Source organism: Clostridium sp. AM49-4BH, assembly GCF_003478335.1.
Lineage (GTDB): Bacteria > Bacillota > Clostridia > Lachnospirales > Lachnospiraceae > Butyribacter.
In genome coordinates this window covers 35,985-49,918 of record NZ_QUFB01000005.1, presented here as the reverse complement: position 1 = coordinate 49,918, position 13,934 = coordinate 35,985, and the positions used below count along the sequence as shown (strand labels likewise).

17 protein-coding genes and 1 pseudogene are annotated in these 13,934 nt (G+C 42.0%); 15 read left to right on the top strand and 3 right to left on the bottom strand.

The genetic code is table 11. From position 1 onward, the window contains the following. Positions 1–177: 177 nt before the first annotated feature. The 7 genes from DW981_RS14990 (at position 178) to DW981_RS02610 (ending at position 3,980) form a co-directional block, all read left to right on the top strand. The gene (locus tag DW981_RS14990; protein WP_182434102.1) at positions 178–348 is read left to right on the top strand and encodes a hypothetical protein; all 171 of its coding nucleotides are present in this window, start codon (positions 178–180) and stop codon (positions 346–348) included. A gap of 105 nt (positions 349–453) precedes the next feature. Beyond that, positions 454–612: a hypothetical protein gene (locus DW981_RS14985; RefSeq protein ID WP_182434101.1), complete on the top strand. Its 159-nt coding sequence runs from the start codon at positions 454–456 to the stop codon at positions 610–612. A gap of 116 nt (positions 613–728) precedes the next feature. Beyond that, on the top strand, positions 729–899 hold the full coding sequence (locus DW981_RS14980; protein ID WP_182434100.1) for a hypothetical protein: 171 nt from the start codon (positions 729–731) through the stop codon (positions 897–899). 2 nt (positions 900–901) lie between these two features. After that, the gene (locus DW981_RS02625; RefSeq protein ID WP_118506683.1) at positions 902–1,225 is read left to right on the top strand and encodes a ParA family protein; all 324 of its coding nucleotides are present in this window, start codon (positions 902–904) and stop codon (positions 1,223–1,225) included. Then, positions 1,194–1,478: a hypothetical protein gene (locus DW981_RS02620; RefSeq protein ID WP_147352592.1), complete on the top strand. Its 285-nt coding sequence runs from the start codon at positions 1,194–1,196 to the stop codon at positions 1,476–1,478. The genes DW981_RS02625 and DW981_RS02620 overlap by 32 nt, the downstream gene beginning before the upstream one ends. A gap of 317 nt (positions 1,479–1,795) precedes the next feature. After that, positions 1,796–2,128, top strand: a complete 333-nt coding sequence (locus DW981_RS02615) for a hypothetical protein (protein ID WP_118506681.1) — start codon at positions 1,796–1,798, stop codon at positions 2,126–2,128. Positions 2,129–2,243: 115 nt separating this feature from the next. Further along, the gene (locus DW981_RS02610) at positions 2,244–3,980 is read left to right on the top strand and encodes a M15 family metallopeptidase (protein WP_118506680.1); all 1,737 of its coding nucleotides are present in this window, start codon (positions 2,244–2,246) and stop codon (positions 3,978–3,980) included. A 41-nt stretch (positions 3,981–4,021) separates the two neighbouring features. Here the strand turns inward: DW981_RS02610 and DW981_RS02605 are convergent. The 3 genes and pseudogenes from DW981_RS02605 to DW981_RS02595 form a co-directional block, all read right to left on the bottom strand. Then, a pseudogene (locus DW981_RS02605) lies at positions 4,022–4,114 on the bottom strand (manganese catalase family protein); the annotation flags it as partial. Positions 4,115–4,205: 91 nt separating this feature from the next. Then, positions 4,206–4,634: a spore coat protein CotJB gene (locus DW981_RS15535; protein ID WP_243034643.1), complete on the bottom strand. Its 429-nt coding sequence runs from the start codon at positions 4,632–4,634 to the stop codon at positions 4,206–4,208. After that, the gene (locus DW981_RS02595; RefSeq protein WP_243034647.1) at positions 4,631–4,789 is read right to left on the bottom strand and encodes a spore coat associated protein CotJA; all 159 of its coding nucleotides are present in this window, start codon (positions 4,787–4,789) and stop codon (positions 4,631–4,633) included. Before DW981_RS02595 ends, DW981_RS15535 begins: the two co-directional genes overlap by 4 nt. A 784-nt stretch (positions 4,790–5,573) precedes the next feature. Between DW981_RS02595 and DW981_RS02590 the strand changes: the two genes are divergently transcribed. The 8 genes from DW981_RS02590 to panD all read left to right on the top strand — a co-directional run bounded on the left by DW981_RS02590 (position 5,574) and on the right by panD (position 13,812). After that, on the top strand, positions 5,574–7,424 hold the full coding sequence (locus DW981_RS02590) for a DUF885 domain-containing protein (RefSeq protein ID WP_118506679.1): 1,851 nt from the start codon (positions 5,574–5,576) through the stop codon (positions 7,422–7,424). A 130-nt stretch (positions 7,425–7,554) separates the two neighbouring features. Beyond that, on the top strand, positions 7,555–8,499 hold the full coding sequence (locus tag DW981_RS02585; RefSeq protein WP_118506678.1) for a L,D-transpeptidase: 945 nt from the start codon (positions 7,555–7,557) through the stop codon (positions 8,497–8,499). Between the two features lie 226 nt (positions 8,500–8,725). Next, positions 8,726–10,330, top strand: coding sequence for a phosphoenolpyruvate carboxykinase (ATP) (gene pckA / locus DW981_RS02580; RefSeq protein ID WP_118506677.1), 1,605 nt, complete (start codon positions 8,726–8,728; stop codon positions 10,328–10,330). Between the two features lie 414 nt (positions 10,331–10,744). Beyond that, positions 10,745–11,521, top strand: a complete 777-nt coding sequence (locus DW981_RS02575; protein WP_118506676.1) for a Rossmann-like and DUF2520 domain-containing protein — start codon at positions 10,745–10,747, stop codon at positions 11,519–11,521. Next, positions 11,503–11,640 carry a hypothetical protein gene (locus DW981_RS14975; protein WP_182434099.1) on the top strand — a complete coding sequence of 46 codons (138 nt, stop codon included), beginning with the start codon at positions 11,503–11,505 and terminating at the stop codon, positions 11,638–11,640. Before DW981_RS02575 ends, DW981_RS14975 begins: the two co-directional genes overlap by 19 nt. Beyond that, positions 11,637–12,464, top strand: coding sequence for a 3-methyl-2-oxobutanoate hydroxymethyltransferase (gene panB / locus DW981_RS02570; RefSeq protein ID WP_022025998.1), 828 nt, complete (start codon positions 11,637–11,639; stop codon positions 12,462–12,464). Before DW981_RS14975 ends, panB begins: the two co-directional genes overlap by 4 nt. Positions 12,465–12,489: 25 nt before the next feature. After that, entirely contained in the window at positions 12,490–13,335 is an 846-nt protein-coding gene (gene panC / locus DW981_RS02565) for a pantoate--beta-alanine ligase (RefSeq protein WP_118506675.1), read from the top strand. Between the two features lie 84 nt (positions 13,336–13,419). Then, complete coding sequence (gene panD / locus DW981_RS02560; RefSeq protein ID WP_022025999.1) at positions 13,420–13,812, top strand: aspartate 1-decarboxylase; 393 nt, start codon at positions 13,420–13,422, stop codon at positions 13,810–13,812. Positions 13,813–13,934: the final 122 nt, after the last annotated feature.

The window sequence follows — 13,934 nt, the reverse complement described above, 5'->3', positions numbered from 1 at the left end:
GGAATGCAAAGAAGTAAGGGATGACATTCAATGGATATGTATTAAGCATATTGTGGAAAAGCGTGCAGACGATGTGCCATAACGACACAATACAGTTTTGATGATACAAACACGCCCTAAGCAAGCATAAGACAACCAGATCACTTCATATATTGTCACAATTTTGGAGGTGATTCTATGTGTAGAATATTAATTAAAAAAGCCGGCAAATTTGTCGATTTTGAAACATTAACATCAGAGGAAAAAGATACAGTGCGTTGTAATGTGACTGGTAAGTTAGCAGATACGCTCATGCTTCAGCTTGGATACAAGAGAGTTGCGAAGCAGCGAAAAGAGAAAGCGGGATAATACAAATTGCTGAGCTACCGGCATGACGGGCAAACTCCCACCCTATTTTGATCCCCCCGGCGTTTAGCCTGCCGGGGGGATTAGAGAACAAGAAAGGAGAACCTTATGACAGTACAGAGGGCGACTACGTTAGGCAGCCATAAAGAATGCAGATTGTGCGGCAAGATCTATTCACTGCGGCATGACAAAAAGTTTTGTCCGTGTGGCGGATTTATCTATACGATCAGTCAGGTGTATCAGCCAAAAGTAAAAAAAGAGCAGTAGACGAATCTACTGCCCCTATGATGAACCATACAAGTTACACCGTACAAATCTATTGTAACAAACATATGGTTCATCCGTCAATAAATCCACTGACGGATATTTTGTTAGGGGGATTTATGTGGAAAGACGAATATCGGGTCAGTGATCCGTTTTTTATCGTGCATTGTAAAAGTTGTGGAAAAAAGTATTGGAGTACCAGACGGAGCAATGCAGTGTGTAGCTTTTGTCACAGCGAAAATGTGTATACGGAGACACCGAAGCACACGATCGTCAAAGAAGGAGGGTAATAATGTACACCATATGTGTTGCAGCATTAAAGGGTGGCGTAGGTAAGACAACGACCGCCACCAATATAGCATATTTGTTAAGCAAAAGTAACAGGGTATTATTTGCAGATGCCGATTGTCAAGGCGATTCGTCAAAAGTGTTTGGAGCGTATTCTGCATCGTTTGGCGGCATGGCAAAGCTGATGCAGAATGGCATATCTGTATCTGATGATATTACCGTAGATGATTACTGCAGAACACCAAAGTCTGGCAGTTTAACAGTGCTTCCGGCGAATGAGTGGCTGCAGAAAACGAATGCAGAACTCATGCTCGTTGTATGTGTTTGAGAAAAAGCTAATTGGTGATGCAAAGGAAAATGTGTCGCTTGACATAGCGACAGTGCGTAACACGGCGAGACTGTTTCTGGAAGATGGTGCGAAAGCCTCCGGATCAGAGTTGACGAAAAAGGCCATAGAGAGCATCATAGACAATGCAGGCGGTGTATATGACCTGGCAGCAAATTTGTATGTGATATTCTCGAAGAGCATCGCTTCCAATGTCGATGAAAAAAACGAGGAGAGCCAGACGGAGACAGAGTAAATATTGACTTCGGCTGGCTGAAATATGTAAGTGTGGCCAGACTGGGTTTTAGTCACACGGAAACAATGTGGCTCTCGTTTGGAGAGTATCAAGAATTGTATCAAGCATATATGAGGCTGTTTGATGTTGAGAATATGTTACATAAAACAGGGCAAAACTATGAGCATTTGATAAAAGCAGAAAATGAGATAGAAAAGCCTATAGATTTTGATTTTTAGCGATATAATAGGGGATTTTTTGTTGTAAATAAGGATGTTTTGGATTATAATATTAGTACAAAATATTGTAATGATTGTTGTAGAAACGGGGGGATGATTATGTACTATTCGCCAATATCCATTAGTGGAATGCTTATATTATTGATTGTTTTGTTTTTTAGGAAAAATGAATATACTAGAGGTTTGTTTTGGGCATTGTGCATGATAGTGTATGGAATGATTGTTAAGAAGTTTGTTGGTCCTATTTTGGGGTGGGCGCTTATTGGCATTGGTGCATTTATAATAATAATGGAAATAGTTGCATGGTTGACGGTCAAATTTGACCACGATCAGGCAGGAAAAGTTAATAACATTATAGATAGCATGGAAGAGACCCGGAGAGAAAAAGAATACATGAATAGACTGGAAAACTGGTCAAAACATGTAAATTAGCAGAGTGGAGAAAAATGATAGCTAAACAGACTATATGAAAAGGTTAGATAACTGTGGAAAAGAATATAAGCGATTAGGAGACTGTAAAAGGTCTCCTTTTTGATTGGAGGAATTTATGGCAAACAAGGCAAAGATTGGGGCATCGATAGTATTAGATGGGGAAAAAGAGTTTAAAAGTGCGGTGACGGCCTGTAATAAAAAGCTGGCAACGATGAGGTCTGAATTGGGCCTCGTTAAAGAAAGGTACGCAGAGAATGCCAATAGTTTGACTGCTTTGCAAGAAAAAAATACGGTGCTGACAAATATTTTGAACATGCAAAAATCCAAACAAGAATCAGTGCGTGTAGGCTTGGAGCATGCAGAAAAAACACAGCAGAAAGTATCTGAAAGTTTGAGAAAACTAAAACAAGAATATCAATTGGCACAGGATGGCATGAATAAAATGAAGGCATCCTCTTCTGGTACAGATAAAGAGCTTGAAAAACAAGAGAAAAGGGTCAAAGAATTAGCACAGGCTATAGAAAAAGGGGAACGCAATTATGATACAGCTTCCAGAAGGGTTGATTTATGGAGAACGCAGTTAAATAGAGCGCAAACACAGGTGTTAAAAGCAAATCATGCAGTGCAGCAGAATGAAAAATACATGCATGAGGCAGAAAACGCTACTGATAAATGTGCGAAATCATTAGATCAGTATGGGAAAAAGGCAAAAAATGTTGCTCTTTATGCTGACGACATGAATACACTTGCCACGCAAACGGGAGTAGCAACGGATACATTACAAGAATTGAAATACATGGAAAATTTGGTGGATGTATCGCTGGAACAGGTGACAGGATCTATGGCAAAAAATATTAAGTCAATGTCTAAAGCTAGACTCAACAATATTGATAATGGTGGAGTGTTTATACAAAACAGTGCCAATTCGCGTATCAATACGTGTACTATTCGAGGTAATTATTTGGATTTTTCCAACACCGCCACAGCAGGTGATAAAGCTATCCTTGGCTGCTATAATTCCATCTATCCAATGTTGTCGTTCACAAACTCGGCAAATACAATTGAAACAAAAATAACAGGTACATCTGCATTGTTTGGTGGCACCGTGGATTTTTCAGGGAGTCTTTATCTGGGAAATAATAGGGGGATATATGCAAAAGACACAAGTAACACCAATAGACAAATGATGATCTACAGAAAGCGAGAAATCGAAATGAAAAAAGAGCATGATGTAAGAATAGACAGGTCAAAACTGCATCCATGGATGGATTATAAATTAACTTGTTTATTGCGAGAATGTGGAAAGAAAGGAATTTATCTGATCGTTACCGAAGGGTTCCGGACGAAGGAACAGCAGGATGCCCTGTATGCAAAGGGACGGACTAAACCGGGGAAGATCGTTACTAATGCCAAAGGCAGCAACTATTCCAGCCAACACATGTGGGGGATTGCTGTTGATTTTGCAATCAACGATTCCAAGAAATTATATGATACCAATTTAATGAGAAAGGTGGCTAAAATTGCAAAATCCAAAGCAGTAGGTCTTGCGTGGGGTGGTGATTGGAAGAGCCTTGTAGATACGCCACATCTGTACATATCTAAATGGGGAAGCACAACGACAAAACTGAAGAGAAAATACGGAACGCCTATGATATTTAAGGAGACATGGAAGGCTAAAGTTAAGCGTCCTGTGGGGTTGATTTTGTGGCAGGACATAAAAAAGAAAAAACAGTATTTCCGTGTGGCTAACAATGCATCTGTTAAAGTGTTATTTCGGTCATCGATTAAATGGTATGCAAAAGTGGAGAAAAATGGTAAAATTGGATATATGAATAAAAAGTATTTAGTATAATTTAATTTACCTAAAAACAATTTGCTACTGTCCGAGTACAGACCACCGTATTGACTTGCTATGATCATGGCAGCTTTTGGATCGCAGCGTGTGATTTTCACAGGATACTGCAGTCTCTTTTCATAATTCCACATAATTTAGTTTCCTTTCGAAGTTATAATTTAAGAAACGCAACAAAAAACGTTCTCATATATTCTTAAACTTGTGTTGCCCTTTAATGCCCGATTATTCCCAAGGCAAAGGCTCCTGTCCCCAGTCCCAAGTGCAGCCATCACCGGCGCAGTCAAGGACAAGAGGACCAAACTTGCGAGTATAAATATCCATGGCAGCTTTTCTTTTTTTCTTCATTTTTTGAAAATAATCCAATGCACAAGAATCCATAGGGTGTGTATCTAAGAACAGGCAGCAGTCATACATAGCGAAGCTCACTTCGTTGATTACTTTGAGAAGATCATCGCGACATAAATTCATAAGATTTTGTGAAAAATCCACAGATTCACAGCCACAGCCATTGTTCGGCCGGTTCATTTGGTTGCCACAGCCACAGCCATTGTTCGGTCGGTTCATTTGATTGCCACAGCCACAGCCATTGTTCGGTCGATTCATTTGATTGCCACAGCCATTGTTCGGTCGATTCATTTTATTTCCGTTCATGAGAGACCTCCTTTTTGACAGCGAAATCCTTTAGGGATGCAGCCGCAAAACGGCAGATCCAGTGGTGGAAAAATAGTTCCGCGTTGTAATGCTTTATCAGGACAATACGTCTGTCCCCATTCTTGGACAGGAACATAGCCAATACCTAGAGGCATGCCGCGTAAGGGATCAGTGTTCGGACAGTCTGTACTAGGACGGGAGCAGGAATTACAGCAAACATTCATCTCACTTCTGTTATTCATTGCGAGTATCCTTTCTTTCTTTATTTATTGCCGGAATAATTTCCGTGCTAATTCATATATATGTACGTGGCGGTGAAATGTGATTCCCGGAATAATTTGAATGCTAATTCATATACATGTATTTAACTCGAACTTCACACGTCCATAGACGCTAACAGGCCACATATTGCCTATTATGTCGATAGCTATATCGCATTTTGCAGCTACTACCTAGTGGATTCTGCCATCAGGGAACTATAGCAATTGCCTTGCCGCATTTTCGTTTTAGGTGATTTCTAAATTTTGTTGTCTCTGATGATTGATTTACATGCCCTTCGGAAACTCGAAGTCCCGGAAGCAAGGTAATCATCATTTTTGAAAGGGACTTTGCGCTCGTCGTTACTTATGTCTCGTATTTCAGAGACATTAAGTAACGTGACGTAGCACATCGTAGCGAAAGCGTCCCGTCCAAAAATCGATGATACCTTGCTAAACCGGGACATCTCAGACATTCCTTCAGGCATGTATTCATCAGAGACTAAACAAAATAAGAAATCACACAAAAACTTTGCGTTCTGCGGCAATTGTCTTAGTCCCCTGATGGCAGAACAATTTAGTTTGTTGGCTGCAAAATGGATATGTGGTTGTGAAAGTATTCCTGAGATGGAAAGTGTCAGAATTTTATAAATAGCAATATAAATGTGGGGGCATTCAGTAGATGGCAAAATATGTAGGAAGAAGCAAACAGCGGTTTTATGCAAAAAAAACAGCGGCAAAGATTATGGTAAGCTGTTTTCTTGTCATTGTAGCATGTGGCACATTGTTGTGTTATGGCAGGCAGCAAAAGGGATGGAAAACATCGATTTATTCGATGGAGGATGACAATGTATTGTCGCATCCGAGCGTTCATGATTCGCGAAGCAAAAAGGAGGTTCGTGCAGATTTTGAACAGTTTTTGCAAGAGGTGTTTCGGGAAAATGTGACCAGTGATGGAATCACATTAAATTATACATTAAAAAATCCTACGGATTATGGGATAAAAAATGTGAAACCTACGTTAGGGCATTATACGAAGGAGGCAATGCAAAATGCACGGATGCTGACAGAAAACGAACTGGCAGTTTTAGAGCGTTATGATTATGACAAGTTAAATGAAGAGCAGCAGTTGGCGTATGACGTTTTACATACGGTGTGGAAACAAGATCTGTCAGGGGATAATGTAGACGAATATCAGGAACCGTTGAGTCCAACAACAGGGACACAGACACAGCTTCCGGTCATACTCACAGAGTACCACTTTTGGGACAAAGAGAGTGTTGATACTTATCTTCAGCTGTTGCAGAAAATTCCGGATTATTTTGATGAAATTATTACATTTGAGCAACAAAGATCCAAAGAAGGTTTATTTATGAGCAAGCGCACGGCGCAAGATATTATAACGCAGTGCAAGGAATTTGTTGCACTGCCGGAGAAGAATTTTATGATCACGACTTTTCCGGAGAGACTAAGCGGTCTGACGCTTACGGCGGAGCAGAAAGCAGATTATGCAAAACGCAATCGTTCCGCGGTGCTGCAGAACGTGATCCCTGCTTATCAAAAGCTGATCAAAGCTTTGGAAGAATTGGCAGATACCGGCAAAAATCAGGAAGGTCTTTGCAATTTGCCGAAGGGAAAAGCATATTATCAGCATCTGGTTCGTTCAATGGTGGGAACTGATCGAAGTATGAAAAATATTTTAAAATTATTGGATCAAACGATTGAAGATAATAAAAATATAATGTCCGATTTGTTGGTCAAGGACGGTTCTATTTATGAGAAAGCGTTATCTGTAAAATACCCGGAAGAGGAGCCGGACAAAACATTGCAGTATCTAAAGAAACAGATCAAGAAATCATTTCCTGATCTGCCGTCGGAAGTGTCTTGTCAAATGAAGTATGTTGACAAATCGTTAGAAGAACATATTAGTCCGGCGTTTTATTTGACAACACCATTAGATGCATATCAGGACAATGTGATTTATTTGAACGGGAATGCAAAGTATGACCTTACGAAAGCGTTTACAACGATTGCACATGAAGGCTATCCGGGGCATTTATATCAAAATTGTTTTTACCAGTCGCAGAATCCTTTGCCGGTGCGGAGCGTCGTGAACATCGGCGGTTACACAGAAGGATGGGGGACTTATGCGGAATTGTACAGTTATTCTCTGGCAGGTTTGACGAAAAATGTGGCAAGTTTTTTGAAAACAAATACGCTGCTTACGTTAGCGATTTATGCAAAGGTTGATCTGGAGGTTAATTATAATGGCTGGACAGAGGCGGAAGTGCGAGATTATCTGACGGATTTTGGCTATGACAAGACGGCCTGTCGGACGATATTTGATGCAGTTGTTGCCGAACCGGCGGGATATATGCAGTATACGCTCGGATATTTGGAGATTATTGATTTGCAGAAACAAGCGAAGGCGAAATGGGGCAAACAATACAGCGACAAGAGATTTCACACATTTTTCCTATCGTTGGGGGAGGTGCCTTTTGTGGTGGCAAGAGATCGTCTGGCTGCATCGTAAATATATAATACAGGTTTGGCGGTTGACCGGATGAAATTATATGACATTTGTGTTGTATGAAAAGATTAGAGATGATATGATATAAACACTATTGATACAATGATGAGAGAAAAGTATAAGGAGAACTGATTTGAAAAAAGTATTTAAAAATAATCGAATTATAGTGGGATTGTGCAGCGTTTTACTGGCAGCAGGTGTCTGCATAGGAACAAATCATTATATGATTTCCGATAGTGCCGGCAGTGTGGCAGCAGAAAGTCAGAAGGCCGATCCATTAACTCGCCTTGCGGCCGCAGCTGAGCAGGATTTTGATATTCTTGAGGAGGAACAGGAATCTGATAATTCACCGGGCTGGCATACGGAGACGCAAGGCAGCAAAACTTATAAATACTATAATAACAGTGCAGGAAATCGTTTGAAGGGCTACCGCAAGATCAAAAAAGACTATTATTTCTTTAGCCAAAAGAGCGGTTATGCTGTATGTAATGGCTGGAAATATGTGCGTATCAAAGGCAAAAAATATAAGTTGTATTTTGATAAGAAAGGCCGTCGGTCTGATCCAACCAAAAAGCTCGGCAGTAAAGCACGTTATCAGATCAGAGTCAGCCTGCGGGATAATATGGTTACGATCTACGCAAAAGATGGTGCAAAGGGGTTCATCATTCCGGTCAAAGCAATGGTTTGTTCGGTGGGCATGAGCGGGCACACAACGCGTAAGGGGACATATTCTTTGAGTCGTTCCGGACGGTGGCATGTGCTGCGTTACAATTCGAACGGCCAGTATGCGACCAGATATTCGGGCCCTTACATGTTCCATTCAGTAACCTATGATCGTTTGGGCAATCACTATTCTTTGCAAGCGGCAGAATACCGCAAGCTTGGCAAGGCGGCATCGCATGGTTGTATTCGTCTGCAGGTGGAGGATGCCAAATGGATTTACGATCATGCACCTCAGTCGACAACGACGATTCGAGATAAATTTTCCAAAGGACCATTTCAGAAACCAAAGGCAAAGAAGATTAAGAAGTCAAAGCGCGGCTACTACGATCCAACAGATCGAACCGTTGCCAAATAATTCATAAAAAAGGCAGATTGTCGATAAAGTTTCTCGTCAATTTGCCTTTTTTTGGATAAAATTTATTTTTTTAGTGCTTTTTCTTGACAAATCATGTATAATGGTTGCGATGGCTGAAAAAGGTCCACTGCAGGGACAGCGTGCAAATGCTTGATCTATGCGGGAAAGAGGCATGACAGCCGCAATGTTATCACACTATATTATAAGAAAAGGAGTTAGATTCAAGATGGCAGAAATTAATTTAACACAGTATGGAATCACTGGAACAACTGAAATTGTGCACAATCCTTCTTATGAGTTGTTATACGAGGAGGAGACTAAGGCAGATCTCACAGGCTATGAGAAGGGTCAGGAGAGCGAGCTTGGTGCAGTTAACGTAAAGACAGGTGTATATACAGGTCGTTCTCCTAAAGATAAGTACATCGTTATGGATGAGAACTCTAAAGACACTGTATGGTGGACTTCTGATGAGTATGCTAATGACAATCATCCACTTTCTGAGGAGAATTGGGCAGTTTTGAAAGATCTTGCTAAGAAAGAGCTTTCTAATAAGAAACTTTATGTAGTAGATGCATTTTGTGGTGCTAACAAAGACACTCGCATGGCTATCCGTTTCATCGTTGAGGTTGCTTGGCAGGCTCATTTCGTAACAAACATGTTCATTAAGCCTTCCGCAGAAGAGCTTGAGAACTTCGAGCCGGATTTCGTTGTTTACAACGCTTCTAAGGCAAAAGTATCTAACTACAAAGAGCTTGGATTAAACTCTGAGACAGCAGTAGCATTTAACATCACAAGCCGTGAGCAGGTTATCATCAATACATGGTACGGCGGTGAGATGAAGAAGGGTATGTTCTCTATGATGAACTACTATCTCCCACTTAAGGGTATGGCTTCTATGCACTGCTCTGCTAATACAGACATGGACGGCAAGAACACAGCAATCTTCTTCGGTTTGTCCGGAACAGGTAAGACTACACTTTCTACAGATCCTAAGCGTCTCTTGATCGGTGACGATGAGCATGGTTGGGATGACAACGGTGTATTCAACTTCGAGGGTGGCTGCTATGCTAAGGTTATTGACCTTGACAAAGAGTCCGAGCCGGATATTTACAATGCAATTAAGCGTGACGCTCTTCTTGAGAACGTTACTTTGGATGAGAATGGTAAGATTGATTTCGCAGATAAGAGCGTAACAGAGAATACTCGTGTATCTTATCCGATCGATCATATCCAGAACATCGTTCGTCCTATTTCTTCTGCACCAGCAGCTAAGAACGTTATCTTCCTTTCTGCAGATGCGTTCGGTGTACTTCCTCCGGTATCTATTTTGACACCTGAGCAGACACAGTACTATTTCTTGTCTGGATTTACAGCTAAGCTTGCAGGTACAGAGCGTGGAATCACAGAGCCAACTCCTACATTCTCCGCTTGCTTCGGACAGGCATTCTTGGAGCTGCATCCTACAAAGTATGCTGAAGAGCTTGTTAAGAAGATGAAGAAGAGTGGTGCTAAGGCATATCTTGTTAATACAGGATGGAATGGTACTGGTAAGCGTATCTCTATCAAGGATACTCGTGGAATCATTGATGCAATCCTTAGCGGAGACATCAACAAGGCTCCAACAAAGACAATTCCACACTTCAACTTCGAAGTTCCTACAGAGCTTCCGGGTGTTGACAGCGGAATCTTAGATCCTCGTGACACATATGCAGATGTTGCTGATTGGGAAGCTAAGGCTCAGGATCTTGCAGGCAGATTCGTGAAGAACTTCGCCAAGTACGAGGGTAATGAGGCTGGTAAGGCACTTGTTGCTGCAGGTCCTCAGAAATAATTTTGCTCCTTTCTGTGCAGATATTTTTCTATAATACAGGCCAACGGAACTGTTTTAGAACTGTTTCGTAATTGTAGAAAAAGGAATTGGTCTCTTCTATGAGGCTGGTTTTACATGTACTTAAAGCATTATTACGTAATGTAAGAGGCAGGGCGTAAGCCCTGCTTCTTACTTTTTTTAATGGTATAGGAAAATGCTCGTAACGTAGAGGGATGCAGAGCAAAACATACCGGAGGCAGTTAGCTTCTTTACAAAAAAAAGAGACTGTGCTATTATTTGTCTGATTGTGCGGTTGTATAATGAGGAAAGATGTTAAGTGATCTTTATGGCAATTACAATTGCACAAGGAATGAGCGGTATTCGAGAGAAACTGCATCAGAGACAGGTGCGTAGAGCATAGAAAGGTTTGATGATATGCGAATTGGTATTATTGGAGCAGGTCGTGTAGGCGTAACGATGGGGAAATACCTTGGTGACGCCGGTGTAGAAGTGACAGGCTTCTATAGTAAAACTACGCAGAGTGCTGTGCAAGCAGCAGAATTTACCGATACAACGGTTTATAAAACATTGCAGGACATTGTAGAAGCGAGCGACACCCTGATGATCACAACGCCGGATGGCGTGATCAGTGAAGTATGGGATTGCATTGCAGGATACGATTTAACAGGTAAAATTTTGTGCCACTGTAGTGGCTCTTTGTCATCTAATGTATTTTCTGGAATCGAGCAGACCGGAGCTGTTGGTTGTTCGATTCATCCGATGTACGCGTTCAGCGATCGATTTACTTCCTATCAAAATTTTTCAACTGCTTATTTGGTGGCAGAGGGAATGCCGGCAGCATATGAACCACTGGCACAGATGTTTCGTGAATTAGGACATACCGTGCTTTATCTGCAGGCAGAGAACAAGGTAAAATATCATGCGGCGGCGGCGATGGTGAGCAATGATATGATTGCATTGTTTCAAACTGTGTTGGATCTGTTGGAACAGTGTGGTTTTGCACGAGAGGACAGCGTTGGATTGCTTCGTCCGCTTGTTATGGGTAATGTGTCCAATATGTTGGACAAGGGACCGGTAGCGGCTCTGACAGGACCGGTAGATCGTGGTGATACAGAAACGGTTCATAAACACTTAGACGCTTGGCAGACAGCGAGGCGGGGGAAGTGTACCGAGTGCTTGGCAAAGTATTAGTTAAGATCGCAGAACAAAAATATAAGGGACGAGATGATACCGCCATGCGACAGCTTTTTGAGTTAAGTGATAGGAATCCGACTGAAGAGCAGCGGATATCCGGAAAGGACGAAACATGAAAAACACAGTAAGTACATTTCAGGCAGCAAAAGAAAAAGGTGAGAAATTAACGATGCTCACCGCATATGATTATTCCACCGCAAAATTAATGGATGAAGCAGGTATTAACGGTATTTTGGTGGGTGACTCCTTAGGGAATGTTATTCTTGGTTATGAGGATACGATTTCTGTGACGATGGAAGACATGATCCATCATGGAGCAGCCGTTGCAAGAGGAACCAAAGATACTATGGTTGTGGTTGACATGCCATTTATGTCATACCAGACATCGGTTTACGATGCGGTTATGAATGCCGGCAGATTAATGAAAGAGGGTCGTGCAAACGCTGTAAAACTGGAAGGTGGAGCTGCTGTTGTAGAACAGATAAAGGCAATTACGGCAGCGGGTATCCCGGTTATGGGACACTTGGGACTGACACCGCAGTCTATTAATGCATTTGGCGGTAATAAAGTGCAGGGCAAGAGCGAAGAGGCAGCTAAAAAGCTGATCGAGGATGCTTTGGCTGTACAGGAAGCAGGTGCTTTTGCGGTTGTATTGGAATGCATTCCGGCGAAATTAGCTTCTATTATTACGAAGAAATTGACAATCCCGACGATCGGTATTGGTGCGGGTGCAGGATGTGACGGACAGATTTTGGTTTATCAGGATATGTTAGGTATGTTTTCGGATTATGTGCCGAAGTTCGTAAAGCGTTTTGCAGATGTCGGAAGCGTTATGAAAGAAGCATTTCAGGCGTATGGCGATGAAGTGAGAGCAGGAAGTTATCCGGCACAGGAGCATACGTTCCAGATCAGCGATGATGTTTTAGATAAATTGTATTAATTGAGAGCAGAAAGGACATGGGATCATGAAAATAGTAGAGACAATAGCGGAAGTCAGAGAGCAGGTAAAACAATGGCGTAAGGAGGGACTGACAGTGGGTCTTGTCCCAACAATGGGATATCTCCATGAAGGACACAAGAGTTTGATCGACCGTGCGGTTGCAGAAAATGATCGTGTCGTTGTCAGTGTATTTGTAAATCCAATGCAGTTTGGCCCATCAGAGGATTTGGAAAGCTATCCACGTGATATGGATCGTGATGCAGCACTTTGTGAAAAAGCAGGTGCAAGCCTTATTTTCCATCCGGATCCAAGCGAAATGTACCACAAGGATTTTTCTTCTTTTGTTGATATGACAACGCTGACGGGTGGTCTTTGTGGAAAAACAAGACCGATTCATTTCCGCGGTGTGTGCACGGTTGTGTCCAAATTGTTTAACATTGTTGTACCGGACAAAGCATATTTTGGGCAGAAGGATGCACAGCAGCTTGCAGTGATCCGTCATATGGTAAGTGATCTGAACTTTGGTATTGAGATTGTCGGCTGCCCGATCATTCGAGAAGAGGATGGATTGGCTAAGAGTTCCCGCAATACGTACTTAAGTGCACAGGAGCGTGAAGCAGCGCTGATCCTCAGCAAGTCTTTGGCAAAGGGTAAGGAAGCCTTGAAGGCGGGTGAGGCAGATGCAGCGAAGATCCGTCAGATCATTTTGGATGAGATTGCAACGGAACCTCTTGCAAAGGTTGATTATGTAGAAGTTGTTGACTGGAATACATTAGAGCCGGTAGAGACGGTTAAGGAGCCGGTTCTTGTGGCAATGGCTGTATATATTGGAAAGACACGTCTGATCGATAATTTTATTACGGAAAAGTAGCATTGAGGTGCAGGATACGACAGTAAAAAAATTATGCGGAGATTTTGAGAAAAACTTTGCAAAGCAAAAGAATGGAGGATTCTTATGGAACTTACGATGCTAAAAGGAAAGATTCACCGTGCGGTTGTAAAGCAGGCGGAACTGAATTACGTTGGCAGTATAACGATCGATCCGGAGCTGATGGATGCGGCTGGGATCTTAGAATATGAGATGGTACAGATTGTTGATGTAGAGAATGGCAATCGTTTTGAGACATATACGATCTGTGGTGAAGCCGGCAGTGGAATGATCTGCTTAAATGGTGCAGCAGCACGACAGGTTCAGGTGGGTGACCATGTGATCATTATGTGTTATGCATCAATGACCCCGGAAGAAGCCAAAACGCATCGGCCAAAGGTGGTCTTTGTGGATGAAGAAAATAAGATTCATCAAGTGTCGCGTTATGAGAAGCACGGAGAGCTTGGCCTGGTGCAGTAAGGCGGAATAACGAATTAGCTTGGCCTGGTGCAGTAAGGCGGGATAACGAATTAGCTTGGCCCGGTGCAGTAAGGTGGAATAACGAATTAGTTTGAAACGATGTGGTAGACAGATATCGCATG

Bases quoted from the DNA above. Each gene is read 5' to 3' on its own strand.
- DW981_RS14990 (WP_182434102.1), top strand. From the start codon at position 178: ATGTGTAGAATATTAATTAAAAAAGCCGGCAAATTTGTCGATTTTGAA.
- DW981_RS14985 (WP_182434101.1), top strand. From the start codon at position 454: ATGACAGTACAGAGGGCGACTACGTTAGGCAGCCATAAAGAATGCAGA.
- DW981_RS14980 (WP_182434100.1), top strand. From the start codon at position 729: ATGTGGAAAGACGAATATCGGGTCAGTGATCCGTTTTTTATCGTGCAT.
- DW981_RS02625 (WP_118506683.1), top strand. From the start codon at position 902: ATGTACACCATATGTGTTGCAGCATTAAAGGGTGGCGTAGGTAAGACA.
- DW981_RS02620 (WP_147352592.1), top strand. From the start codon at position 1,194: ATGCAGAACTCATGCTCGTTGTATGTGTTTGAGAAAAAGCTAATTGGT.
- DW981_RS02615 (WP_118506681.1), top strand. From the start codon at position 1,796: ATGTACTATTCGCCAATATCCATTAGTGGAATGCTTATATTATTGATT.
- DW981_RS02610 (WP_118506680.1), top strand. From the start codon at position 2,244: ATGGCAAACAAGGCAAAGATTGGGGCATCGATAGTATTAGATGGGGAA.
- DW981_RS15535 (WP_243034643.1), bottom strand. From the start codon at position 4,634: ATGAACGGAAATAAAATGAATCGACCGAACAATGGCTGTGGCAATCAA.
- DW981_RS02595 (WP_243034647.1), bottom strand. From the start codon at position 4,789: ATGCCTCTAGGTATTGGCTATGTTCCTGTCCAAGAATGGGGACAGACG.
- DW981_RS02590 (WP_118506679.1), top strand. From the start codon at position 5,574: ATGGCAAAATATGTAGGAAGAAGCAAACAGCGGTTTTATGCAAAAAAA.
- pckA (WP_118506677.1), top strand. From the start codon at position 8,726: ATGGCAGAAATTAATTTAACACAGTATGGAATCACTGGAACAACTGAA.
- DW981_RS02575 (WP_118506676.1), top strand. From the start codon at position 10,745: ATGCGAATTGGTATTATTGGAGCAGGTCGTGTAGGCGTAACGATGGGG.
- panB (WP_022025998.1), top strand. From the start codon at position 11,637: ATGAAAAACACAGTAAGTACATTTCAGGCAGCAAAAGAAAAAGGTGAG.
- panC (WP_118506675.1), top strand. From the start codon at position 12,490: ATGAAAATAGTAGAGACAATAGCGGAAGTCAGAGAGCAGGTAAAACAA.
- panD (WP_022025999.1), top strand. From the start codon at position 13,420: ATGGAACTTACGATGCTAAAAGGAAAGATTCACCGTGCGGTTGTAAAG.